Source organism: Sporolactobacillus shoreae (assembly GCF_004684935.1).
GTDB lineage: Bacteria > Bacillota > Bacilli > Bacillales > Sporolactobacillaceae > Sporolactobacillus > Sporolactobacillus shoreae.
On sequence record NZ_SRJD01000007.1, the window covers coordinates 112,529 to 137,220 of the forward strand.

Consider the following 24,692-nt stretch of genomic DNA (forward strand, 5'->3'; position numbering starts at 1 on the left):
TTTTAAACAGCGTTCCAGTTATTCGACACTATTCGTCATAATCTGCTATTCTTCGACTCTTGTAAAGGGTTGTCCCATAAATTGATTCTTAAGTCCCCCAGGCGTGAACAGCCTAACGGATCAGGCATAATGACTCATTGCTATTTGAAAATATAAATTTGAACATCAAAAAAGCGCGCTGTTGTAGAGACCAGCCGCCTTGAGTTTTCGAGAAAGTGATATGAAATAGACTAATAGTTTACTTTAAATGATAAATACGTAGAATTGTCTATGCTATTTTATGAAAGTAGAAGCAGAGGAATAAAATAATCGATGCGCATGTACGATATCAATCTTTTCCCTGAGTTCGTATCGCATAAGCATCAAGAATAATTCGGGCAATGACCATAATCGGCATGCGCGATTGTACTTCATAATCCGGAAAGTAGGAGACATGCGATTTATAGCCGACAATAGAAATTTCCGAAAGCTCGTAAAGCGGACTGTTACGATTGGCCGTCAATGTAATCGTACTGACACCGTTCGCCTTGCAATTTTCCGCTGCTTCGACAAGTTCCTCTGTTTTTCCATTCAGAGAAATAAACATTACCAGATCGGTTGGCCGGATTCGTTTACTGATGGTACGGATGATGTTCGGATCATTATGAAGTTCGCTGTATTTTCCCAGAAGCTGTAACTTAATCATCATTTCTTTTGCAATCAGTTCTGAAAATCCCCGTGCAAACAGCATGATTTTATCGGCATAGATCATTTTCTGTAGTGTATCCTCAATCGTCCCACTGTCCAGCATACCGATGGTCTGGCTCACTTCACGTTCATTTTTTAAAATGGCTTCTTTAATCTTATGATCCACTTTTTCCACAGCGGTAAATCTGATATTTTCCGTAGTTTCATCCTTAAGTCGAATTTTAAAAGAAGTAAAGCCGCCATATCCGAGCTTTTGCATCGCGCGGACAATCGTAGCCGTTGAAACATTAGCTTCCATGCTCAATTGAACAATTGATAATTGGGGGATTTGTTCAAGATGATCTTTTATATAGTTAATGAGATACTTTTCACTATTACTGAGTAAGTGATCGTGCTCTTGAATCCGTGTCAGAAAATTTGTTGCCAATGGAAACCCCTTCTTTTCAACAATGTAAAGCCTTACATTAATTATAGCATGCTTTGAAAATTTTTTCGGCGAAGATATGCGATACTGATAACATAGAAGGTGAAAGAAAGGAGTGAACGGTAACTATGATTTATACTTGCACCATGAATCCTGCTATTGATCTATTTTCAGAATTTGACACCTTCAAACCCTTTGTCGTCAACCGTAGCCATTATGAAGACTATCAGGCAAACGGAAAGGCAATCAATATTTCATTTATATTGAAAAAAATGGGTATTGACAGTGTTGCCACCGGATTTATCGGCGGATTTACCGGGGAATTCATTGAATCAAGTCTGAAGGAAAAGAACATTACTACCGCTTTCATTCATGTTGAAGGAATTACCAGAATTAACACATTCATCCGCGCAGGCAATAAGGAATATAAAGCAGTCAATCACGGTCCCGAGATCAGCAAAGCGAGCCAGCAGAAACTGCTGGAGTTGATCAGCGGTTTGGGTGCCAGGGACAGCCTGTTTGTTTCCGGTTCTCTGCCCCGGAATGTCGATGACACCATCCTGGTTGAGATTGCGCGTCTCTCAAAACAAAGAGGTTTTTCCTTAGTCCTTGACGTCAGTTCCAAAGCACTATTGAAATGCCTCCCTTATAGTCCTTCATTGATTAAACCAAGTGACGAGGAACTTGCGGCCTTCCTTAATGCCAATCCCGCGTCTTTCTCGAGTGAGAGCGAAATCATTGAAGGGGCCAAAGAGTTACTGAAAATGGGAGCGCGGCGCATCATCGTATCCCGCGGTTCAAAGGGTGCAATTTATTTAGATGAGAAGCACCTTCTAAGTACCAGTGCACCGAAGGGTGAGGTAGTCAACACGGCTTGTGCTGGAGATACTTTACTGGCCGCTTTTGTCGGTTCACAAATTAAAGGGAAAAATTTGGCCGAAGCGCTTGCTTACGCAACGGCGGCCGCTTCCTCAACAGCCTTTACATCAGGTCTGAGTGATCTTAAAGATATCCCGCTTCTCCTCAGGCAAATTGTTCTAAAAAACATAACTGAAAGCGAGGTTTGAAAGCAATGACAAAGAAAATTATTGCGGCTACTGGCTGTCCTACGGGCATTGCTCATACTTTTATGGCTAAAAAAGCCCTGGAAGATGCAGCAGAGAAAAAAGGCATTTCAATCAAAGTCGAGACCCACGGCCAGGTTGGTGTTGAGAACGAGCTGACTGATCAGGAAATCGAGGAAGCCTACGGTGTCATTATAGCCGCCGACAAAGATGTCGATGAGGATCGCTTTATCGGTAAAAGAGTGATCAAGGTGTCTGTTTCAAAAGGGATCAAAGAGCCTGATGAACTGATTAAAAAGATTCTGAGCGACGACCTGCCTCCTTTCAAAGAGGGAAAACAGCGTTCATCAGGGAAGGGACACAATCAATCTGAAAGCGAAGATTCCTATCTACACAAAATTTATGTGTACCTGATGAACGGTGTCTCGCACATGATTCCTGTTGTAGTTGCTGGAGGTGTGCTGCTCGCTGTGTCCTTCATGTTCGGCATACATTCCGGCGAACCAGGAAACGCTCAGTTCAATCCATTCGCCTTTCAGCTTAAAAGTATCGGTGCCATTGCAATGGGACTGATGGTTCCTATCCTTTCCGCATATATTGCAGAAGCAATCGGCAAACGACCCGGTCTCATCGTCGGTTTTATTACAGGCATGATCGCATTTACCAACGGAACAGGTTTTCTCGGTGGAATTGTAAGCGGATTCTTGTCAGGCTATATTATTGTGCTGCTGGAGTACCTAATGAAAAACCTGCCCAAGCAGCTGGACGGACTCAAAGCTATTTTCCTGCTCCCTGTTCTCGGAACATTTGCAGGCGGTCTGATTATGTTTTTTCTGTCAGCACCAATGTCAACCATTAATCACGGTATGATGAACTTTGTTGCCGGTCTACAAAATTCGAGTCCGTTTGTTCTGGGGCTGGTTATCGGAATGATGTGTGCATTCGATATGGGCGGCCCAATCAATAAAGCGGCGTATCTCACTGGAACAGCGTTGCTTGCTCAAGGGAACTACTTCTTTATGGCTGGTGTATCAGCAGCCTGCATCGCTCCACCGCTTGCCACGGGATTCGCTGTACTCTTTGCGAAGAATGCGTATACAGTCGAAGAGCGCAATGCCGGATATGTTAATTTTCTGCTTGGGTCGACGCACATTACGGAGGGTGCCATTCCATTTGCAGCCAAAAAACCGTTGATCGTCATACCCTTCCTGATGATCGGTTCATCCATTGCGGCGATTCTGACTTACTACATGAAAATTCAGGTACCTGCACCACATGGCGGTTTTATCATTCTGCCGATCGTCAACCACCCGTTTCTCTGGGTCATGGACATTGTCATCGGCGCTCTCGTAGCCGGATTCCTGATTGCCTGGGATCAGAAAAGAACGGCAAGAAAAGAAAACAGATCCAGAAGCAACTTTGTTTCTGAACCCGAAAAAAGTGAAAATGAAACCAACGACGAACAAGAACTATCTCTTCTGACCATTGATAACATTTATCTGGAAAATAATCAGATTCAAAACAAGAAAAAACTCTTTCATTTCATCGCCGAAAAAGCTTTTGAAAAAGGCTACATTATGGACCGTCAGGCGCTAATCGATGCGTTTGATGCCCGCGAATCACTGGGTTCAACCGGAATGGAAGGCGGTTTCGCCATTCCCCATGCACAGACGCCATCAATAAAAAAATCAGCGATGTTCGTCATCAAAACTAATGGAACGATTAATGACTGGAAAACACTGGACGGACAGCCTGTAACCATTGTAATCGCTTATCTGATTCCTGAGAATGGAAGTGCGGCGCATATGCACTATCTGTCGGATATGGCCCAGAAGCTTATGAACCAGCAGGTCGTTAACGCCCTTCACAATGCCCGAACGAAAGCGGACGTGTTTCATGCATTAAATGTAAGCTCCTGAATCATCAATTCTCATAAAGATAGTGAAACCTCGAAACAGAATCTGAAAAGATTCCGCCTCGAGGTTTTCTTTAAATTCATAGTTTTAAACAATTTCCTCATTATTCCTCCCACTTCAGGCATATGAAAACTTTTCCGGATCAATGAATATGCCTGTGTATCTGAACACACGGTCCGATCCTGGAAAAAAGTATCTAGAAGAAGCTACAGTCACTGAGAAATTCATTAGACGTCCGTCACCAATCACTGCCTAAAATTCGGTTGTCCGCAGATCAAGAATAAAAAAAACGATCTGTCCCGCTTTTTAAGCGACAGATCGTTTTCTCTTATTCTGTTAAAAACCGATTTTAATTACCACTTGATGCGATGGCCTTTTGGACAGCGTCCAACCATTTTGTGAGACTCTTTTTCAGCGTTTTATTTTTCATCCACTTTTTTCTGCTGACCGTAATAATCATTAATGCCGAGAATGTATGACCCAGAACCAAATCCGCCCATCGGCACGGAGCCGGCATAGTCCTGCGTATTATAATCGAGCAGTTCAGGGATCAGGTCGTAGTTTGCCGATGCCTGGCTGGTCATCCAGTCAAGGAGTGTTTTGGCCTCTCCGTTCTGTCCCATTTTAGACAGCGCACCGGCAATTCTCAGATCAATGAATCCCCATTCTCTGGAATCATAGAGATCACCGTCCTGATCCCTCTTGAAACCCGGAGTGCTGCCCGTTGTAATATGCAGGTTCTGATTATAAGCCTGAATCATTCCGGAAGCCAGGTTCGATTTCGGATTAACGAGGCCGAAGTTGATCGCTTCCACCGTCGACCCGTCATTATAGTGCGCCGGATCGCTTTTCCTTTCCAGTGATGAGGCAATCGTCCGGTACCCGCCGGCATTGACGACAAGATGATTCAGCACCGCGTCCTTGATCGAAGATGCCGCATTGTTGTACTTGTCCATTGACTTTTCTTCGCCCAGACGCTTGGCGAGATCTGCGGCAGACTTCAGCCCCTGATAAGCCGTGATATCGGTATAGGCAAATTGCTGCCGGGACGGCGCTGTGTTAAGGACACTGAACGGGGTCCAGTGCTCTTCCCAGATTGAGGAATCCGGCTGGATCAGTCCGTTTGACGGGTTGATCAGCTCAATCAGCAAATCCGCGTCCTGCCGGGTCAGCTTGTTCCAGTAATCCTTATTATTGGCGGTCAGAAAACTCGTGTCGCCCGTTGCTTTCACATATTGATCCACACTCCATAGGAACAGGCCCCATCCGTCGAACTCAATGTTTGGGCCATTGTTGTTCCAATCAGACTCTTCCGTACCATTTCCGTAATACCGGCAGACTGAGATCAGGTAATTATCACTCAGATGGACACCCAGCCCATAGGTTGGAGCGCCTGTATCCGTGCTTTCAATAAAGTTTTTCTGATAATAGTTCGCTCCCGAGCCATCTTCAGCCTGTCTCATTTTCGCGTCAAACAGGAATTTCAGTGCATCCCTTGCTTCCTGATAATGTCCGGACGCGATGAGGGCCTGAATCGAATAATTTCCATCGCGCGCCCAGGCGATACTCCATTCACCTGGAATCAGACTGGCCAGAACCTGTCCATAACTCGGCCCTAATTCTCTGCTCTGGGACATTTTCAGAACTGCTGTTGATTGTCTGTAAACCTGCTGTTCCTGTGCTGTAAGACCCGCAGGCATTTTTTCCTTGCTATGCCAGTCCGCCCACCAATTTTCTTCCTGAGTCAGGAGTGCCTGCGGGCTGCTACCTAGAGCCGTGTCCGCGAGTGACTGGACATCACTGCTCAGATTGCTTTCATTGCCGTCTTCATTCAGCCCAATGACTACTCCGTACCACTTCGACTGGCCGGCTGCCAAGTCATTGGTCCGGTTTTCAAAACCCGCGGAAATATCATTGCCCTCACTCACGACATGATCGTCCAGTTTTCCGTAATTTGCGGCGTCATACCAGGGGTTATTATTCGTGTCGCCGCCGGACACTCCTGTTTCATGGTGCTCGCCTGAAAGATTCAGGTTTTTGTAGATGGCGATGCTGCCGTTTTTCCCGTTGTATTCCTTCAGATAATCATTGCCCGCGTTGTAGGCTGTCTGCTCATTCGCGGTTCCGTAATCCGTTCCGAGATGCAGGTTCTGCGTTGAAAAAACAGACACCTTTTTATCGGCACCGCTGTTGTTGGTGACTTTCAGCAGCATGACCAGCAGACTGGATTTGTGCTGATTATTTCCCGAAAAAGGAGTGAAATAATAGCTGTCAAACTGCAAACTGCCATCATTCTGACTCGCGTTGATAATATTGGTACCGTTTACATATTTGGCCGAGTCAACAGCGACATTATTCAGCCAGGTCGCTTTTCCTCCGTCAACCCCATAACCGAAGTACGAATCCCACATAAAATTCGGTGTGGTACTATTTGCGTCGACGTGGCTGTAAATATGCCGCTGATAGCGGATCAGTTTCCCTTCTGCCGCGGAATAGATCGCCGCAGCAAGCCCATTGGATGTCGTCAGCTGATTCCAGGAATTATGGCCCGTATAAGCAGGGGCAGTTGTACTATTGCCGGTAGCTCGCGCCTTCAGCGGACTGACTCCCGTCAATGCCGTACAAACAATCAGGGACAATAGAATAATCAAAATCTGCTTCGATCTTCTGTTTAATAGACTCATCGGATATCCCCTTCCCTCTTTTATTCATCCTTCTGCCTGCAAATTACATGCCAGATCTTTGCACATTTTTTTGCACATTTTCCATTACTTTACTACTGAACATTCAGTCTTGTAATAGAAAAAGAGAAACTGCAAACAGTACTATAGTCAGATAAGAGAAAGGGGAAAGTTCGCGGATGTGTGCAAACAGGCGGGACTTGTACCAATCAATGCACACTTAAGCTAGAAATGTGCACCATGAATGGTCGGAACTTCAAAAAAATGTACACCTGTTATTTTTCAATTGATGAGTCAGGAAAGCATCAGATGTTTAATCTTTCCCTGCTTTAAGCTGCTTCGCCGCCTCTGCCAAATGCAGAAGGTCGACAAGCATCTCGTGGTTTTCCGCCTTCAGTTGATGCTTTCTAGCCACTTTGACAATATAACCGTTTATATAGTCCACTTCGGTCGGCCGATTGTTGACCATATCCTGATACATAGATGGATGGTGGAGCGGATTGACCTCTGAGCTTTCATGGTAAATGATTTCCGCCATTTCCTCACGGCTCTGCATGAACCGAACCCCATCCGCAAGACCCGCCGCGTAGCCTTCATCGATCAGTCGGCGTGTTAAATCGGCCGCTCCGGAGTAAGCGACATACTCACCCATCGTGATATCCATCAACGTACAAAGCGTGTTGATGACCGAATTCATCAGCAGCTTGCCCCAGAGCGTGCCCAGATAATTGGTATGCAGCGTCGGATTCATGCCTGCTTTCTGAAATTCCTCCACAACCTGATGTGTGAACGCATCCGGCTTTTCCGTGACGTTAGCCAGATGGGTGTGGCCCGCCCCTTTGGCGCCCATAAAGTCCACTTTTCCAGGAGCATCCAGTACCGTCGCAATCAAAGCGATTCCGGCGATGATATGCTGATCCGGCACATATTTTTTTATGATATCGACCGATCCGATCCCGTTCTGATTAGTCAATACATATGTATTCTCACCGATAAAATGGTGGCACGCCTCCATCGCTTCCTCCGACTGCATCTGTTTGACAAACAAGATCGCCAGGTCAGGTGTCTGATGATACTCTGACGGAAGAAAAACATTTACAGGCACAAGATGCTGATTCTCGTGATCTCTTGAGACATAAACACCGCCCTGCTCTCTTATTGAGCGATAGCTCTGTTCCCACGGTTCAACAAAGTCGACATTATTTCCTGCTTCCTGTAACAAAATGCCATAGCGGAGACCCATGGCTCCGGCGCCAATAACTGCAATTTTCATAGATCTTATCCCCTCGCTCGTGTCTCTTCTTTCATTCAAAAATAGACCTTTTTACGCTGGAGTGCAATTACCCGACTCCATTCATTTTTTCTTATTTTCTAATAAGTGCTATCATTATGAAAAAGAAAAGTATGCTGAGGAGTTAAATCATGGGTGGACAAACAAAAATATTAACTTTAAAAAATGGCTATCATTTATGGAGCCATCACGAAGGAAAAGGAAAAATAAAACTATTGTGCCTGCACGGCGGTCCGGGAATGACTCATGAATATTTTGACCACTATGCGGATTCACTGTCCGAATTAGGGGTAGAAGTCTATACATATGATCAGCTGGGCTCCTATTTTTCAGATCAGCCAGATTTCACGAAAGTGGAAAATCAAAAACTTCTCACTATTGAACGTTACGTTGACGAAGTTGAAGAAGTGAGACAGCTGCTTGGGCTGGATGATTTTTATTTACTGGGTCATTCCTGGGGCGGGATACTGACTCAGGAATATGCTCTGAAGTACGGTAGTCATCTTAAAGGTGCCATTATCTCCAGCATGATTGACAGCATCGATGTTTATGAAAAATACAATGACAATCTGCGCATCAAAACGTTGGGCGCAGACGCTGTGTCCTTTATGAAAGAGTGCGAGGATAAAGATGATTACAACAGTGCTCAGTATGCTGCATACGTGGATGAATTGAATGCCAATTATTTCTGCAGAATGAAGCCCGTTCCTTCATATATCCAGAAAATTCTGGGACACACCACGAATTCTGTATATAATTATTTTCAGGGCAATAACGAATTTATTATCACCGGTGCCCTCAAGGGATGGGACAGGCGCCAGGACGTTCATAAAATCACCGTTCCTGTGCTATTACTGTTCGGTGGTCATGAAACGATGCCTGTCAGCATTGCAGAAGAAATGAACCGGAAAATTCCGAATGCGCGGTTGCGGATCTGCCCGAACGGCGGCCACATGAACATGTTTGACGACAAAGACAATTACTTCAAGGCACTTTCTGAATTTTTGAAGGATGTTGCGTCGGATTCTTACATCCCAGACTGATCCGAACCTTTCAGCCAAATTCCGATCTATCAGGAGGACACATGATGTTTTATGTATTCGAGGGCCTGGTTTTCAGCGGCGTGCTGATGAGTGTCCTTTCTTTTTTCCTCCTCGTTTCGCTACCTGTGTTCGAAAAAGAGATTGATATCCTTGAACTTGAAAATTCACAAATTCAACTGCAGAACCGGCTTCAGGAGAGCGAGCTGCTGCAGCTAAGCCAGCAGATCCAGCCCCATTTCATGTTTAACACGCTGAACATCGTCCTTTCGCTCGCCCGCCTGAACAGGCAAAAGGATCTGGTCGAAAGCATTGAGAAATTTTCAATGTATCTGCGTTACAAATATACCGATAAAAAGGATCTCATTCCATTTAATGAAGAAATGGCGCAGGTGAAAAATTACCTGTACATTCAGCAGCTCCGGTTTGGCAAAAAACTGGACATTACGATTCAGACCGAAGAGATGGATATGCCTGCCGGAATCCCGCCTTACACCCTGCAGATTCTGGTGGAAAATGCGTTCAAGCATGCGCTGGGGGAGAAGAAAGGGCAGAAAAAACTTCTGATTATTTTTGAGCGGCTGGGCAATTGGGTGAAGCTGTACGTCATTGACAATGGAACAGAACCGCTGGATCTTCAGTCTTCACAGGGCATCGGTCTCGAAAATATCCGCAAAAGGCTGAAACTGCTCTTCGATCTGTACACAGACATCAGCATCACAAAAAACAAAGAGCAGGAAACAGTTGTCCAGGTCGTCTGGCCGTATATTACTCTGGAGGATTAAAAATGAACGTATTAATGGTAGATGATGAATATCTGGAATTGGAACAGCTGACGCAGCTGATTTATAACCGTTACCCGCACTGGCATCTGTTCGCCGCGGAAGACGGGGCTGAAGCACTGAAAATCGCCGCGGATCGGCCCGTTCACCTCGCCCTTATCGATATTCATCTGAGCGGCGAGTCTGGCCTGGATCTTGCCGAAAAGCTGCAGACCCTTTCAAAGGGCATCAAATTTGTGGTCATCACAGCCTATCAGGATTTTGAATATGCGAAAAGGGCGATCAAACTGAATGCCATGGATTATATCGTCAAGCCCGTTATAGAGAAAGAGCTCTATGACGTGCTCGATCCGTTTGAAAAGAGAAGCGACACGCCTGCCGTAACTCCTGTGCTGCAGAAGGGGCTGCAATTTGTGCAGAAGCACTATGCCCGCAATATACATCTCCAGGATGTTGCTGACTCCGTTCACGTCTCATCGAATTATTTAAGTAAAAAATTCAATGATGAGCTCCATCTTTCTTATAATGACTATTTGTCCCGGGTGCGTATCAATCAGGCGAAAAATCTGATGATCGGCCACCCCGAATACTCGCTGCAATTCATTTCCGACACGGTCGGATTTTCCAGCCAAAATTACTTCACGAATTCTTTCAAAAAGCACGAGAAAATGACGCCTTCACAATTCAAACGGGAAAAGTTCGGGACACAAGATGAATAATAATGATCTGTTTTTACTCTACCTTCTTCTTTTGATTTTTGCCCTGCCCTTTCTGAACCGAAAAGAGTCGATTTCCGACTATGTAACGTGCCGGCCAAAGCTTGGCCTTAATGAAGGCACGCTGCTGCTGCTTTCCCACCTGCTCAAAGGTTTTATGATCTTAATCCTGTTTCAGTTCATCTCAGGCCGCAATTTATTTTGGGGCATCATTTTCAATCTCATCCTCTTTCCAGTGATCCTGCTTTTTGAAAAATGGATCCGTTCACTGATGGCCGTCCATTTAAATACACCCAATCATACCTCCTTGACCTTTTTCAGGGAACGCAGCACACTTCATGCCTATCATTGCCTGCTCGCCATCATGGCACTGGTCGCCTTTTTTGCTTTTACAGCTGAGATTACCTGGATGTCGCTGATCACCGCCAACATCTTTCATATTCCTCAACAGCTGGTTTGTGTGGCATTAGTCTATCTCATCTACGTCTATGCGGTTATTGGCGGATTCTCTGCGATTGCCAAAGCCAGCCGCCTGTTGATCGTTTTCGCGTTCGGGACCATTGCCTGTCTGCTGCTCTATATCTATCTGACAAATGGCATTAATACCGTCTATCAGAACTGGATGATGAAACAGCAACCGTTAAAGTTCAATTTCTTTTCAGACATTTTCGATCAGGGTCTATGGTTCTTTATGATGATCTGCGTCTATTACGGCTACCTCCTGACCAACCTGTCCTTGTGGCATGTGAACTTCTCCCTTAGAGTAAACAGAATCAGAGCAATCTACAGAAACGCGATCTTCTGTTTTGCCTCTTTGATTATCACCCTGATGATGATCGGTATCTTTGCGCAGAGCATTGATACCAGCCGTACCTCTTCACTAAATGGAATTTTTTACACTCTTTCCCGTTATTCTTTCTTTTTCACCCTATTGCTTACTGCTTCACTGCTTTGCATCGGCCTGATCAGTTCAATGGTCAGTCTGAAATCAATAATGGACGCCTTTCTGCTGTCTCTGCCTGACAGCGGAGACCATGACCGTCAATTTTTTAAAAATGTTTATCTAACCGCCCTCGGGCTGCTCTTAATCTTAAGCGTGATCCTGCAGCCTTCCTACTCAATCCTCATCTTGAGCGCGAAACTCTTTTCACTGCTGTGTGTTGTATCCATCCCGTGTTTTTCACTAATTATGATCTCTAGGGAAAAAGTCTCGTTGATCCGACTGCTGCCGGCCGGAGCCGGACTGGCAGTTGGACTGTATTTTTTTATCCTCAGCTTCCCGCTTCTTTCAGGCTTGTTCTGGGGACTGATCACAAGTTTATGCCTGCAGACCGTCCTGTGGCTATGTCATGTTTCCTTACAAAGAAGATAGATTTTTATAAAAATTGAATATTATATTACAAATTTTTGAACATTGAAAACCTTATACTGAAGTTATCAACTGATGAGGAGGGTTATCGATGACAACAACGATCCAGCGGGAAAATCCGATTTATTTCTTCAGTAAGGATAACACCCCGGTCGCCCATGTGAATCCCGGAGAAGAAGTGATCATTGAAACGTATGATTGTTTTGAAGACCAGGTCAAATCAGAGGATACGGACTTCAATTCTGTCGATTGGGACAAAGTTAATCCCGCTACCGGTCCGCTGTACATAAATGGATCTGAGCCAGGAAGTACGCTGGTCGTCCATATAGACAAGATCACTGTTAAAAGCAAGGGGGTGCTGTCAACCGGCGAAAATCTGGGCACGATGGGACACCGATTGAACGGACTGACGTTTAAAATAGCGCCTATTGAAGGGGAAAACGTAATTTTTAATGACAGGCTCAGGATCCCTTTCCGCAAAATGATTGGTGTGATCGGTGTCGCTCCAAAAGAAGGAGCCATTAATTGTGGAACGCCCGGGGAACATGGCGGAAATATGGACACCACACTGATTACCGAAGGTGCGACGCTGTATTTCCCCGTATTCCATAAGGGCGCTCTGTTCGGCCTTGGAGACATGCACGCTTCCATGGGTGACGGCGAAATCGGGGTTTCCGGCGTGGAAATTGCCGGATCGGCCACCGTCCGGTTCGAAGTCAGGGACGACCTCAATCTTCACTTTCCATTGCTCTCCAACGATCAGGGGATCGCGATGATCGCCTCGGAAAGCACACTGGATCAAGCCGCCAAAAACAGCGTGGAAGAAATGATTGATTTTCTTTCTCCTTTTACAGATCTGGGTCTGGCTGATCTGACCATGCTGATGAGCGCCATCGGCAATGTCCAGGTTTCCCAGATTGTCGATCCAAAGCTGACCGCACGCTTCTTTGTACCAAGATGGTTTCTTAATGCATATGGCATTCATTCAATATAACTTCTGAGGTGAGAAAATTATGGCAGGTTCATCAAACGAGAAACAAACCGGTTACAAGCAGGAATTAAACCGGGCTCTTTCATTCACCGATTTACTCATTTACGGCCTGATCTTCATGGTGCCGATCGCTCCATTCGGGATCTATGGCCAGATTGCGGTCGGCTCTCATGGCATGGTTGCGCTGGCCTACGCCATCGGCATGGTAGGCATGCTTTTTACGGCCATTAGCTATTCGAAAATGTCTTCCGCGATCCCGATTGCGGGTTCCGTTTACTCTTACGCGCAGAGAGGGATCAATGATAATGTCGGGTTCATCGCCGGCTGGCTGATTCTTCTGGATTACATTTTTATACCGGCATTGCTTTACCTGGTCAGCGCTGTCGCTCTTGCCGATATTGTCCCGCAGGTTCCTGTTCTTGTTTGGTTGATTATCTTCATTGCCTTTAATACAGTAATCAATATTCGCGGCATTGTATTTACCGCCAAGACAAATAAAATTATTCTGCTTCTTGAATTTATCGTTCTGGCCGTCTTCATTATTGTCGGAATTGCCGCCATCGCTCAGCACATCAATGGAGCCACTTTCACTTTCAAGCCGCTGTTTAACGCTTCACAATTTTCAATACCAACCGTCATGGGCGCCGTGTCCATCGCGGTACTGAGTTTCCTTGGATTTGACGCCATATCAACGCTGTCCGAGGAGTCCAATGGTGGTAAAAAAGCGGTCGGACGCGCAACCGTCTTTTCACTGATCATTGTTGGTGTCCTGTTCATCATCCAGACATGGGTCGCCGCTCTTATCTTTCCAAATTACAATGCCTTTAAAAGTCAGGACACGGCTTTCTATCAGGTTGCCGGCATTGCAGGCGGTGACTGGCTCCGAATCGTAACCATTGTCGCAACCGCAGTTTCTTGGGGCATTGCCGATGCGCTTGTTGCGCAGACCGCAATTTCCCGTATTCTTTACAGCATGGCCCGCGACCGGAAATTGCCGCATATTCTTGCGAAAATACATCCGAAATATAAAACGCCTTATGTCAGCACCATTCTCGTCGCTATTGTTTCTCTGATCGTCACAACCATCTTTGCTTCACAGATCGGCAAGCTTGCATCGGTAGTCAACTTTGGCGCACTTTCTTCATTCCTACTACTACACCTGGCTGTGATGAACTACTACCTGAGAAAACAAAAAAGCAAAAATTATTTAGCCTATTTTGTGATGCCACTCATTGGATTCCTGGTTATCGGTTTCGTCTGGTGGAACCTGGATTCACTTGCAAAAACCCTTGGATTTTCATGGCTCGCGATCGGGATCGTTTATCTCATCTTCCTTAAGATTTTCGGCAAAAACATCAAAATTTCCGATGACCTTTCCTAAGTGAGGGCAATGCAGGCAAATCGGGCATAACTGCCTGGTTTGCCTTTTTATTCTTTATCAACTGCCGTCACTGAAGAAAATTATCAAATATGGGTGGGATGGATCATGAGAGAACCTGATCTTGAAACGTTGAGAACGATTGCTTCTTCATACCATTTAACAATGAGCGATGATGAGCTTGCAGCCTATCAGAAATTAATCAATGAAAACCTTCTCGAGTCTTATGACATCGTGGATCAGATGGTTGAGCCTGAGTTGTCGATTAAATATAAGCGAACACCCGGTTATCACCCGTCAAATGCTGAAAACCCGCTAAATGCATGGTACTGGAAAACAGATGTTGCGCACGCCAAGAAGGGAAAACTGGCAGGAAAAAAGATCGCACTAAAGGATAATATCAGTCTGGCAGGCGTCCCGATGATGAACGGCACAAACATTTTAAAAGGGTTTATTCCGCAGATTGACGCGACAGTCGTCACTCGGATACTTGATGAAGCAGGCCAAATAACCGGAAAGGCGGTCTGCGAGAGCCTCTGTTGCGACTGCAGCAGTTTCACCTCTGACACCGGTCCTGTATTAAACCCATATCATCCCGCCTATTCCGCCGGAGGTTCATCCAGCGGAAGCGCCGTCCTGGTTGCTCTCGGAGAAGTGGATATGGCGATCGGATGCGATCAGACCGGATCGATCCGTATGCCAAGCTCCTGGTGTGGCATTTTCGGTCTTAAACCATCCTGGGGACTCGTCCCGTTTACCGGCATCTTCCCTGTTGATGTCACACTGGATCACGTTGGCCCAATGGCACGGACAACAGAGGATGTTGCTCGTCTTCTTGAGGTGATTGCGGGACCGGATGGATTGGATCCGCGTCAGTATGGATTGAAATCCAAGCCCTATACTGACTATTTAACTGGAAACACTGAAGGGATGCGCATCGGCATTGTTGATGAGGGATTTGACTGGCCTTTCTCTGAAAAAGATGTGGATCAGACTGTACGTAAAGCCGCCGAATCGTTTGTCACCTGCGGGGCAGCAGTAGATGAGATCTCCATTCCGATGCATCGCCAGGGCATACACCTATCCAACATCATTAACACAGAAGGAACCGCTATCCAGATGTTCCGAGGAAATGCCCTAGGCACAAGTTGGAGAGGCTATCACCAAACACAGCTTCTTGATGCATTTGCCAGCGGCATGGCCAAGAAGGCGGACGAACTCTCGGCTGCCGCAAAAATTACAATCCTGACGGGGCAATATATGCAGCAGGCTTACCACGGACGGTACTACGCCAAAGCGCATAATCTCGCTCTCCAGCTGAAAAATGTGTACGATAAGGCATTTGAGGATTATGATGTTCTGATTATGCCAACCGTTCCATACAAAGCAACTAAACTTCCGGATCGCGATGCTCGTCTCCAAGAACAGATTGAACGGTCATTCGGTGTAGATACAAATACAGGCGTTTTCGATGTTACGGGGCACCCGGCCATGAATGTCCCATGCGGTTTTTCAAACGGGTTGCCCATCGGTATGATGGTGGTCGGCCGGTTCGGGGAAGAGGAAACGATTCTCCGCGCTGCCCATGCTTTCGAAAAGTTAACCGGTGGAAAATATACAAAACCGGTAACACAGAACTAAACAGAAGGAAAACCAAGCTTACACATGAATCTGTAATTTTTTTAAATGATTATTCCGTTAGCTCATGATCATCAATCATTGTCTGTGTCGTTGAACTGCCGGTACGTAAGTGATGAAATAGTTCTGCACCGTCTTAAGCTCAGAGAGAATCTAAGCACGGAAGAATCATTCCGAACGCAAGGATTATCGGTGAAGGACGATAAAGTCGGTTGAGCGTCGATATATTTTCGCGAAGGGCGATATAATCCGCTGTGCGTCGATATATTTTCGCGAAGAGCGATATAATCCGCTGTGCGTCGATATATTTTCGCGAAGGGCGATATAATCCGCTGTGCGTCGATATATTTTCGCGAAGAGCGATATAATCCGCTGAACCTCGTGAAGTGGGAGAATCGCCCTAACCCAGAAATTATCAACCTTAGATACAAAAAAATGATTTTCAAAAATAAAATGTTCTACAGTGTATCCTATCTACATGAGTCAAAGGGATACTCACTTTTTTTGATTACACTGCGTCTTTCTCTAAGTACCCTAAAAGCTCATGCTGTCCCTCTATTAATTTGGAGAAACAGCATGAGCTTGTTTATTAATTATCAAACGTATTTGAACACGAGTTCAAAACACCTTTGATTTGAAAAGGTGACCTATTCAACGCAGCAACTGTTTCCGCTTAATTGCCATATTTCGGCACATCAAATCTGATTGAATAACTGGATAACAGCTGGTACAATCCCGAAATAATGGATGTCTGTTTGACCGCCCACCCAATATCCGACGCGTACTGATGTGTGGCAGGCCTGTCCGGATTCCAGCGCATCTTATAAAGGGTATTTTGATGATAGGTCGGATTATCAATGTATGAGCTTCCGATAAATCCCGCACCGCCGATGATCGCTGCCTCAGGAGTGAACCACCTTTGCTTGTACGCATATTCGGAACCGCCTTTATCAGGATCCGAATCCACAGCACCAATACCGTACATATTATACACCGTCATCGGTTTGACCGCTTTTCCGTCAACAGTTGTGACCCTGATTCCCTTGGCGAGATTCGAAGAACCGTTCCCTGTCTCGAGCAGCGCATGCGCGATCAGATAGATCTCATTAATGTGCTGCTGTGCCGCCGCTTGAATAAAAGCAGATGCTTTTCCGGTGAGAATACCCCTGTTGACCAGTATTTTTTTATTTATTTCATCCGCACTCACTAAGGTCGGACTTGAGAGGTCCAGGAATTGAAAATACTCCGGTTCCCCCGGATGGAAATTAGACGGATCAAGATAATAGTGTACATCGGACGGAGCCGCGTTGACCCAACCCGTGGCGAAATCAATTTGATACCAGGACGCATTAACCGGCTTAACCACCGTCACTGTCTTTCCCTGCTTTACTTGAGTAATCACCCAGTCGGACGTACTCGCCCCGCCCCGGACATTCCAGAGATCCCCATCATTCGCCGCGGGTGTCGCCTGTACGACACCTTTTGTCCCCGACACCTTCAGGCCGGCTGCGGTGATAAATTTCGGATAAGCCTTATCAGTCTGCGAAAAAGTGCCTAATTGTTTATTCAATATATAACTGAAACTGTAAGGATAGGTTGTCGTTTGGTCGCTTTCCTGAATGGGCTCAGCCTTATAATCTGCTGTGGTCCTCCCGCTGGGGCCGTAACCGGGCTCGGTTACAGTCACATAGACTGATCCGGCCTGAGCGCCTAACTGGGGAACGGTTAGAATTAAAGAGGAACGATCCGATGTTCCCGCCGCAATCTGCTGTCCCTTAGAGCTATAGACCCTCACCAGATCACCCTTTTTCAAACCGGTTACCGCAATCTCGTCTGAAGCACCAATATGATTCGTCACGCTGATTTGGCGGGGCGACAAAGCTATGGATGATTCCGATCCATAATAAACGGTCGTTCTGCCACTTGCGCGTCTATAGGGGTGGGCGACGCTTAAGAAGAGCTTGCTTGAAGAAACACTCAGCTGTTTGATTGAAAGTGTCGTTGACGAGCCTCCCGATGTCTGGGTTTTAAGAAGCTGTCCGTCGGCGCTATATAGCCAAATAATGTCTCCCCTGTTCAGTCCGGATACAGAAACCGTATCCGCTTTTCCTCGGTTGTTGGCAACTTTGATCTGGCTCGTTTTTAACGGCGCAGAATTCTCACTGTAATAGGAAAAATATGTTTTGCTTCCCGCCTTCTTACGCGGATATGCCAGCGTTAATGCCACTTTGCCGGAGTTTGCACCTAGCTGCTTTATGTAGAAAGTCATTGAATATCCCGTGGACGTCCGCGTCCCAAGCCATTGTCCTTTTGAGTTGTAAAGCCGGACCACGTCGCCTTTTTTTAATTGGTTCACATAAACGGTGTCTGATCTCCCATAACTGTTCGTCACAAGCACCTGGCTCGAATATAAGCGAGGGCCAGAATAACCTTGGGCTTGAGCCCATGGAGAATTCGAAAATCCCTCAAAGTTCCAAATGAGCAAAAGTACCACCGCGACAATCATTATTTTTTTCAAATTCGTGCTGTCTCGTCTCATTATTTAACACTCCAGAACGATTAAGTTTGTCATTGCCGACAGTGGAACAGATAATTTAAATTATATCATGAAATATGTATCAATTGTCTGACTTTTTTTCTTAGTGAACCATTCGGTTCTTTATCTCCAACTGATCTCCTAGACTCAAAACATTTTAAAAAAAAGACACATGCATGGATCGGTATGCGAAAGTTTTTTATTGTTGCATTTTGACCCAGTTTGGATGATTTTTGAAAACGAAGATACATAGGTTAGATCGTGGAATCAAGGGAGTGAAAAAAGGACATGGCTTTAAGAAATGATTCGGGCAGCTCAAGAAGCGGCATCAGAAAAACAAAAAAGCATCATTTTTTACGTTATACACTGCTAATCCTCGCATTTTTATTAGTGGGAGGTACCTGTTACGGATTCTATCAGTATCATCAGCTCAACCCTGGGAACCACTTCAGAAATCTGAAAACCGTCGGAGCTGCTAAAGCTACGGATCCATTAAAAAAATATAAGCAGAAGGCAGGAACATTCAATATGCTCCTGATCGGTTCGGATGCAAGAAAGGGTGATGTGTTAAGCCATACCGATTCGATGCTGCTGATTCACGCCGATCTGAACAAGCATACCTATAATATTCTGAGTATCCCACGCGACACGCGCGTCCCGCTGCAAGGTTACGGTTATACAAAGCTGACAAGTGTTCAATACGTATCCCAGGCGAATCACGGGGCCAAACAAGGCATTATCGATGCCGTCAGCTCTATCTCCAGCCTCACCGGTGTTCCCATCAACTACTATGCGGAGACCAATTACTCGGGACTGCAGTACATGGTTGATGCCATTGGCGGGATTGACATGAAACTTCCATTTTCTGTGACACTCACGCACCCCTGGTATCACGAAGACAAGGGGAAAGTATTCTCCGCCGGCACCCACTCACTGAACGGCAAGATGGTCGCCGAACTGACGCATGAGCGTGACTCGCTTCCCGGCACGGATTACGGGCGCCAGCAGCTTCAGCAGGCCGCGCTGATAGGCATTGCTCAGAAAATGATGACCCCATCCAATGTGACGAAATTTCCAGCCCTCTCCCAATCGTTATCGAAATTCCTTGTCGCGACAAATATGACAACGGATGACATGATCAGTATCGGTCTGGGCGTCAAAAGCGACTTCCATCCGAAACAGCAGATCAAGTATCGTCAGGTTCAGGGAAAGGTCGTCACCATGTATGATGATGCCCTTCAAGCAAACAACAGCGAAGTTGTCCTTGATCCCGGACAGCTGCAAAGCGTAGTAAAAAGCTACTTCACGAATTAATCTGTAGAAATATCGCTGGAAATAAGTAAGAAAATATAGAACCGAGTCATTACCCTATGAGTAAATGACTCGGTTCTTTTGATTTGGCTATGTTGCTATTGAGCATTGATTATGTCGCTCTATTGATTGGAGCGAAAAACAATAAACATGTTTAATAAAGCCTTTGCCTAAGTATATTTTTTATCGTGCAACAAAACTGGGTGCTTATCGCCCGGCCCTTCTATTACCTGTCAATACTGGGCATAATGCTTCAGCAGAAAGACCAGATCCTGCTTATCCTCCTCCAGCTTCCGTCCAATGTTTGTTTCCCTTACTTTTTTGCGGTGCATTTCTGTTTCAACAACCCTTTTAGTTGAAATAATATCCGTTCCATTTTTTATTGCGTCGCTTTTGCCGGTAAAAGGCTGGTGGGAGACGAGCGTCATTCCATACGAATTATACAGAAGCGTATAGCCAGCAATCCCCGTCGTTGATTGATAGGCTCGTGAAAAACCGCCGTCAATGACAATCAGCTTCCCGTCCGCCTTAATCGGATTTTCGCCATTTTTTTCTTTAACCGGTGTGTGCCCGTTAATAATCCGTCCATCCTCAGGGTCAAGGCCAAATTCCAGAAGTATTTTCCGACAGACCCCCGCATTATCCCGAAGCTGATAGTAGGCATTTTTCATTTCTTTATGTGTTGCAGCATCTTCAATAAAATAACGTTCGAAGGTCGTCATTTCCTCTTTACCGAACAGTGAGGAGCATTCGCCCGTCCATAAATACCAGATCATATCGGTGTTTAAATCATCATGCAGGTCCGGATGCCTGCAGCTGCTGCGGATGCATGTCTCAAAAAAATCAAAAAGGGTCTTACCGGATCGGGAGACACCGTTCACAGTCAGCGATTTCAGATCACCGTTTTCATGAAGCGGCACGCAGCCATGAAGCAGCAGATTCCCATTATAAACAAGATAGAGGCTGCCCTTTTCCAATAAAAAGTCAATGTGCCTCTTCAAAATTGAAGACGTCTGAAAGGACTGAAGAAGCTTGGCAATGACCTGCTTTTCTTCATCTGACAGACGATCCGGCTGACTTTTGTCGATGGTCTGAAAGCATGTATGGGATAAGTCATACCTTTCTCCATTCAATTCGATGATGTCTTTATCTGCTCCAAAATGGATTTTGTCCAGGAGCAAACGGTTTTCCATATGAAAATCGGGATTGCGTTTGATTAACTGCGATTCTAATTTAAACTGCATGATCGCAGCAGCCTGATGGATTTTTGTAATCTGCAGTTTTTCAGCAGCTGTCAGCTCTTCTTTGTCCGGATTCTTTTTAGGGTAAAAGGCCGGATTGTCTCCATAATATTTTTCGGCAAAGGTGAACAGTGGACGCAGATTTATACCGTAATAGTCTTCAAGAATCTCCAAATTATCGTAACGCGCGCAGATCCGCACAACATTGAGCATGCAGAGCGGCGACCCCGCCGCCGCACCGATCCATGTCACGTCATGATTGCCCCACTGAATGTCGAGGGAATGGTACTTCATCAGCGTGTCCATGATTCTGGCTGGAGAAGGCCCGCGATCAAAGATGTCGCCCACAATATGCAGATGATCGACCACCAGACGCTGGATCGTGTATGAAAAACTGGCGATCAGTTCATCCACTTTTCCGAGACTGATCACCGTGTTAATAATTGATTGGTAATATTCTTCTTTGTCGCCCGGCGCGTAATTATCCCTGTATAAAAGTTCCTCCGTGATGTAGGAAAAATTAGGATTCAACGCTTTTCTCACCTTGGACCGGGTATACTTGGTGGACGTGTAAGAAATCAGATTGATCATTCTGTCAATCAACTCAAAGTACCATCGCTTCAGCGCTTCAGCGTCCTCAAAGGTATTCTTCTTGTCTGCGATCGCTTCTTCCGGATAATAGACAATACCGATTAATTCTTCTATTTCGTCGTGTGTGAGCTGAGCGCTGAAGCATTCCTGCACTTTCCGGCGCACATTGCCCGAACCGCTCCGCAGGACATGCTGGAACGCTTCATACTCCCCATGAATATCGCTTAAAAAGTGTTCCGTGCCCTTGGGCAAATTCATGATCGCTTCAAGATTAATGATCTCCGTAACAATGCTCTCGGCGCTTCCGTACTGTTCTTTCAATAAACGATAATATTTTTCTTCCTTGTCCATTTCGTTTCTTCTTTCCGAAGGGGATTGTTTGGCCTGAATCAGAGTTTATTTCTGTTTAATGACTCTTAGAACTATTTTATCATCTGTATGCGCTTTCTGAAATACTTAGATTTTCTAAAAAAGAAGTGTCAATCCCCTTGCGATTGACACTTCTTTATCGGACTAATAACTCATTAATACTGTGATCCCTGCAACTGAGCCGGGTCTATTTTTATCGCTTTCTTTTTCACATCCGCGGGAATCGTTACTTTTTCCAGTTGATTGATCTTTGAAAAAGCGGTTTGAATGGTCATCTTGAGTTTTCCGGGCGTATCCTTGCTCTTCGGTTCGGCTGTAAATGATACCGTCAGCGACTTTGGGTTGAATGTCTTCTGGTCCACAACATACGTATAATCCATCGACGTAAAGTTCATGAGATTCAGTGCGTTCTCCAAGCTGCTTTTCTGGGCGGAAGCGATATTATTCATCATCGCTTTCTGAATGAACTGCCTCAATTCCTGCTTCTTTCCGCCAAATTGGATCACATAATCGGTTCCACTTTTCTTCAATTTCATATTCTTCTGAAAGCTCTTCAGAAGATCCAATTGAGTGGCGGGATCCGACTGTTTCTTAAACGAACTCTTCAGAAGATCACCTGAGCTGCCGCTAAATTCGGCCTTCGCCCACTGGCCAGTAGCACTGTTCTGAACATACATCGCCTGATCATCGACATACTGTACCATCTTCACCGTATCTGTAGCGTTTTTGATTTGACTTATCTGATAGATCAGCGGCGGATTCCGGAAAAATTTAGAATTGGTTACTACCGTCTGAGTATTCGTTGTGCTACCGTTGTTCAACTCAATAGCCATATTCATCTTCATTGCCATATTATCAATCTTGTTCGACTGCCTCGCCGCATTAGTTATGGCCTGTATAGCGGTCACCTGCGAAGCTCCGGACGAATGACTTGCCGCGCTGCATCCGGCCAGTGCAAGAGCGGCGGCCAGCAAGATTGAGATGAAAAACTTTTTCTTCATATCGCGTTTCCCCCTATGTAATAATTGATCATCTATAATCATGTCTTACATTGGTGCCATACGCTATTCAGAAATTCGGGCAACACTCCAAAAACCAATTTGTCAAACGATTTCATGCCCCACCAGATACCAGCAGCTTCCTAAAAGTAAGCCCTTTATTTTGCCTCGAACGTATTATAGAAGATAATAGCGGTCTGCTGAACACTGCAAACTTACCAATTTTTCCCGTTAAATCTTATGAGACTGGCCCTTTTTTGCTATTTCAGTCACTATTTACCAGTCACAAAGGACTATGAAATTGAAAAGGAATTTATTTTCACTTAAAACACTGCGGTAACATCTATAGTACTTAGTAATTGAGATAACCTTTTCCGATAACCTTCATTCCATGCTAAAAGGGTGGTCAATTTGCCGGTTGACAGCGTCACCCACCTCCCCAGTGAATGTGTAGAGCTTCTGATAGTCGTTGCCCAGCTTGTCGAGCGCGCCCGACATACTTTTATAGGAAAAGTAGAGCCGGTGATCCTCGTCCAACTGGTCCACTGCATCCCGAATCCGGGGGAAAACATAGTCGAAGGGAAATACTCGGTTCAGTCCTCAAATATATAAAATTTACCTAGCACCCGAATAACTTTGGCCTTTTTAACATTAATAAAGCCTTGAAGGTATACAACCGATCAAGGTTTTACGGAAAATTTATTGTAATTGTTTCCACCCATAGTGTTCTAGGAATTTATCAGGTATCATAAGTCCAATCTGCTGCTGTAATTCTTTACAAAAGACATTCATATCGGCTTCATCATACCAACTTTGACTATTTTCCAAACTAATTCCTGCTTCACCATTAATTATTGAACAACCGAAAGCCCCTCTATCGTAATTAAGAATTACATTGAAATATTTGTACATGATTAATTGTAAATTAAACATTGTGTATGGTGTGTCCGTTTGTCCGTATAACTGGGATACTCTTGATGCTAGACACCATTTATGCAAATTTCCAAGTTAATATATTGAGTTTTGCCCCAAGCTTATCTAACTATTGAATTGGTCCCATAAATTCTGTAATTATCTGGATATGTTCCCTTAGTTTTACCTTTTTTAGATTCTCTACTTTTTCTGAGCCACCAATCCCTAGTAATGGTGTATAACCAAAGCACTCATCATAAGCTGGTTCACCGTAAGTATCAATTGCTTCAAAATATTGTTTTGCATCTAAGTATTTATCTAAAAAAATGTTATTTTCTAAATCTGAAAAGAAAAATTCAAATCCAGCAGAGATTCCTTTAAATATTCCTTTTCTGTATTCTACTAATCTTAAATATCGATTCTCTTCCCAAGTTATAATATCACCCATACCAGTTGCAAAAACGGGTACGGCTAAATCACTTCTAAAATAGGAGTCATTCAATATCTCTACAAAATCTTCTGGATTGATTATTTTGAGATAGCCCTTTAAAAAACTTCCTAAACCATATTTTTTCCAAATTAGCGTTAACTCATTTGGAATTAAATTACTATACTTTTGTAATATATCATCCTGAATTCCCGGAATTTATAACGATGGATAACTTACACCGAGAGCATCATAGAGCGCCTTTTGCTTCTTTGTGAGTTCACCCAGTACCCGTCCGTGATCCGGAGCTTCGAAGCATTCGATGGTGTC

Annotated in this window: 18 protein-coding genes; 10 read left to right on the forward strand and 8 right to left on the reverse strand. The window is 44.9% G+C overall.

What is annotated here, in order from left to right:
• Positions 1-328 precede the first annotated feature (328 nt).
• Positions 329-1,114 (reverse strand): MurR/RpiR family transcriptional regulator, encoded by a 786-nt coding sequence (locus E4665_RS08270; RefSeq protein ID WP_241654750.1) that lies wholly within the window; start codon positions 1,112-1,114, stop codon positions 329-331.
• Positions 1,115-1,239: 125 nt separating this feature from the next.
• Between E4665_RS08270 and pfkB the strand changes: the two genes are divergently transcribed.
• Together pfkB and E4665_RS08280 are read left to right on the forward strand one after the other, a co-directional pair.
• Complete coding sequence (gene pfkB, locus E4665_RS08275) at positions 1,240-2,178, forward strand: 1-phosphofructokinase (RefSeq protein ID WP_135348316.1); 939 nt, start codon at positions 1,240-1,242, stop codon at positions 2,176-2,178.
• Positions 2,179-2,183: 5 nt separating this feature from the next.
• Positions 2,184-4,094 carry a fructose-specific PTS transporter subunit EIIC gene (locus E4665_RS08280; protein ID WP_135348317.1) on the forward strand — a complete coding sequence of 637 codons (1,911 nt, stop codon included), beginning with the start codon at positions 2,184-2,186 and terminating at the stop codon, positions 4,092-4,094.
• A 416-nt stretch (positions 4,095-4,510) separates the two neighbouring features.
• Here the strand turns inward: E4665_RS08280 and E4665_RS08285 are convergent, their stop codons facing one another.
• On the reverse strand, positions 4,511-6,775 hold the full coding sequence (locus E4665_RS08285) for a glycoside hydrolase family 15 protein (RefSeq protein WP_135348318.1): 2,265 nt from the start codon (positions 6,773-6,775) through the stop codon (positions 4,511-4,513).
• 310 nt (positions 6,776-7,085) lie between these two features.
• The gene (locus E4665_RS08290; RefSeq protein WP_135348319.1) at positions 7,086-8,045 is read right to left on the reverse strand and encodes a ketopantoate reductase family protein; all 960 of its coding nucleotides are present in this window, start codon (positions 8,043-8,045) and stop codon (positions 7,086-7,088) included.
• Positions 8,046-8,194: 149 nt separating this feature from the next.
• On the opposite strand from E4665_RS08290, the gene E4665_RS08295 reads away from it, so the two are divergent.
• The 7 genes from E4665_RS08295 to E4665_RS08325 all read left to right on the forward strand — a co-directional run bounded on the left by E4665_RS08295 (position 8,195) and on the right by E4665_RS08325 (position 15,980).
• Complete coding sequence (locus E4665_RS08295; RefSeq protein WP_135348320.1) at positions 8,195-9,106, forward strand: proline iminopeptidase-family hydrolase; 912 nt, start codon at positions 8,195-8,197, stop codon at positions 9,104-9,106.
• Positions 9,107-9,150: 44 nt separating this feature from the next.
• A complete protein-coding gene (locus tag E4665_RS08300) occupies positions 9,151-9,888 on the forward strand; it encodes a sensor histidine kinase (RefSeq protein WP_241654751.1) in 738 nt (245 codons plus the stop codon).
• A 2-nt stretch (positions 9,889-9,890) separates the two neighbouring features.
• Positions 9,891-10,604, forward strand: a complete 714-nt coding sequence (locus E4665_RS08305; RefSeq protein ID WP_135348322.1) for a response regulator transcription factor — start codon at positions 9,891-9,893, stop codon at positions 10,602-10,604.
• Entirely contained in the window at positions 10,597-11,973 is a 1,377-nt protein-coding gene (locus tag E4665_RS08310) for an SLC5/6 family protein (protein WP_135348323.1), read from the forward strand. The genes E4665_RS08305 and E4665_RS08310 overlap by 8 nt, the downstream gene beginning before the upstream one ends.
• 88 nt (positions 11,974-12,061) lie before the next feature.
• Complete coding sequence (locus E4665_RS08315) at positions 12,062-12,964, forward strand: acetamidase/formamidase family protein (protein ID WP_135348324.1); 903 nt, start codon at positions 12,062-12,064, stop codon at positions 12,962-12,964.
• Between the two features lie 19 nt (positions 12,965-12,983).
• A complete protein-coding gene (locus E4665_RS08320) occupies positions 12,984-14,342 on the forward strand; it encodes an APC family permease (protein ID WP_135348325.1) in 1,359 nt (452 codons plus the stop codon).
• Between the two features lie 105 nt (positions 14,343-14,447).
• Positions 14,448-15,980 carry an amidase gene (locus tag E4665_RS08325; RefSeq protein ID WP_135348326.1) on the forward strand — a complete coding sequence of 511 codons (1,533 nt, stop codon included), beginning with the start codon at positions 14,448-14,450 and terminating at the stop codon, positions 15,978-15,980.
• A gap of 670 nt (positions 15,981-16,650) precedes the next feature.
• Here E4665_RS08325 and E4665_RS08330 read toward each other — a convergent pair.
• Positions 16,651-18,516, reverse strand: coding sequence for an N-acetylglucosaminidase (locus E4665_RS08330; protein WP_135348327.1), 1,866 nt, complete (start codon positions 18,514-18,516; stop codon positions 16,651-16,653).
• Between the two features lie 285 nt (positions 18,517-18,801).
• Here E4665_RS08330 and E4665_RS08335 point away from each other — a divergent pair, with 285 nt between their 5' ends.
• The gene (locus tag E4665_RS08335; RefSeq protein ID WP_135348328.1) at positions 18,802-19,827 is read left to right on the forward strand and encodes an LCP family protein; all 1,026 of its coding nucleotides are present in this window, start codon (positions 18,802-18,804) and stop codon (positions 19,825-19,827) included.
• 230 nt (positions 19,828-20,057) lie between these two features.
• On the opposite strand, the gene E4665_RS08340 is transcribed toward E4665_RS08335, so the two are convergent.
• From E4665_RS08340 to E4665_RS08355, 4 genes are all read right to left on the reverse strand, one after another.
• Positions 20,058-22,007, reverse strand: coding sequence for a fructose-1,6-bisphosphatase (locus tag E4665_RS08340; protein WP_135348329.1), 1,950 nt, complete (start codon positions 22,005-22,007; stop codon positions 20,058-20,060).
• A 173-nt stretch (positions 22,008-22,180) separates the two neighbouring features.
• Positions 22,181-23,026: a DUF6612 family protein gene (locus tag E4665_RS08345; protein WP_135348330.1), complete on the reverse strand. Its 846-nt coding sequence runs from the start codon at positions 23,024-23,026 to the stop codon at positions 22,181-22,183.
• Positions 23,027-23,407: 381 nt separating this feature from the next.
• Positions 23,408-23,560 (reverse strand): hypothetical protein, encoded by a 153-nt coding sequence (locus tag E4665_RS18125; protein WP_167815158.1) that lies wholly within the window; start codon positions 23,558-23,560, stop codon positions 23,408-23,410.
• A 505-nt stretch (positions 23,561-24,065) separates the two neighbouring features.
• On the reverse strand, positions 24,066-24,581 hold the full coding sequence (locus E4665_RS08355; protein WP_135348332.1) for a T6SS immunity protein Tdi1 domain-containing protein: 516 nt from the start codon (positions 24,579-24,581) through the stop codon (positions 24,066-24,068).
• Between the last annotated feature and the right edge of the window lie 111 nt (positions 24,582-24,692).

What these genes read in the sequence shown, in the direction of transcription:
- pfkB (WP_135348316.1), top strand. Translation starts at nt 1,240, where the DNA reads ATGATTTATACTTGCACCATGAATCCTGCTATTGATCTATTTTCAGAA.
- E4665_RS08280 (WP_135348317.1), top strand. Translation starts at nt 2,184, where the DNA reads ATGACAAAGAAAATTATTGCGGCTACTGGCTGTCCTACGGGCATTGCT.
- E4665_RS08285 (WP_135348318.1), bottom strand. Translation starts at nt 6,775, where the DNA reads ATGAGTCTATTAAACAGAAGATCGAAGCAGATTTTGATTATTCTATTG.
- E4665_RS08290 (WP_135348319.1), bottom strand. Translation starts at nt 8,045, where the DNA reads ATGAAAATTGCAGTTATTGGCGCCGGAGCCATGGGTCTCCGCTATGGC.
- E4665_RS08295 (WP_135348320.1), top strand. Translation starts at nt 8,195, where the DNA reads ATGGGTGGACAAACAAAAATATTAACTTTAAAAAATGGCTATCATTTA.
- E4665_RS08300 (WP_241654751.1), top strand. Translation starts at nt 9,151, where the DNA reads ATGTTTTATGTATTCGAGGGCCTGGTTTTCAGCGGCGTGCTGATGAGT.
- E4665_RS08305 (WP_135348322.1), top strand. Translation starts at nt 9,891, where the DNA reads ATGAACGTATTAATGGTAGATGATGAATATCTGGAATTGGAACAGCTG.
- E4665_RS08310 (WP_135348323.1), top strand. Translation starts at nt 10,597, where the DNA reads ATGAATAATAATGATCTGTTTTTACTCTACCTTCTTCTTTTGATTTTT.
- E4665_RS08315 (WP_135348324.1), top strand. Translation starts at nt 12,062, where the DNA reads ATGACAACAACGATCCAGCGGGAAAATCCGATTTATTTCTTCAGTAAG.
- E4665_RS08320 (WP_135348325.1), top strand. Translation starts at nt 12,984, where the DNA reads ATGGCAGGTTCATCAAACGAGAAACAAACCGGTTACAAGCAGGAATTA.
- E4665_RS08325 (WP_135348326.1), top strand. Translation starts at nt 14,448, where the DNA reads ATGAGAGAACCTGATCTTGAAACGTTGAGAACGATTGCTTCTTCATAC.
- E4665_RS08330 (WP_135348327.1), bottom strand. Translation starts at nt 18,516, where the DNA reads ATGAGACGAGACAGCACGAATTTGAAAAAAATAATGATTGTCGCGGTG.
- E4665_RS08335 (WP_135348328.1), top strand. Translation starts at nt 18,802, where the DNA reads ATGGCTTTAAGAAATGATTCGGGCAGCTCAAGAAGCGGCATCAGAAAA.
- E4665_RS08340 (WP_135348329.1), bottom strand. Translation starts at nt 22,007, where the DNA reads ATGGACAAGGAAGAAAAATATTATCGTTTATTGAAAGAACAGTACGGA.
- E4665_RS08345 (WP_135348330.1), bottom strand. Translation starts at nt 23,026, where the DNA reads ATGAAGAAAAAGTTTTTCATCTCAATCTTGCTGGCCGCCGCTCTTGCA.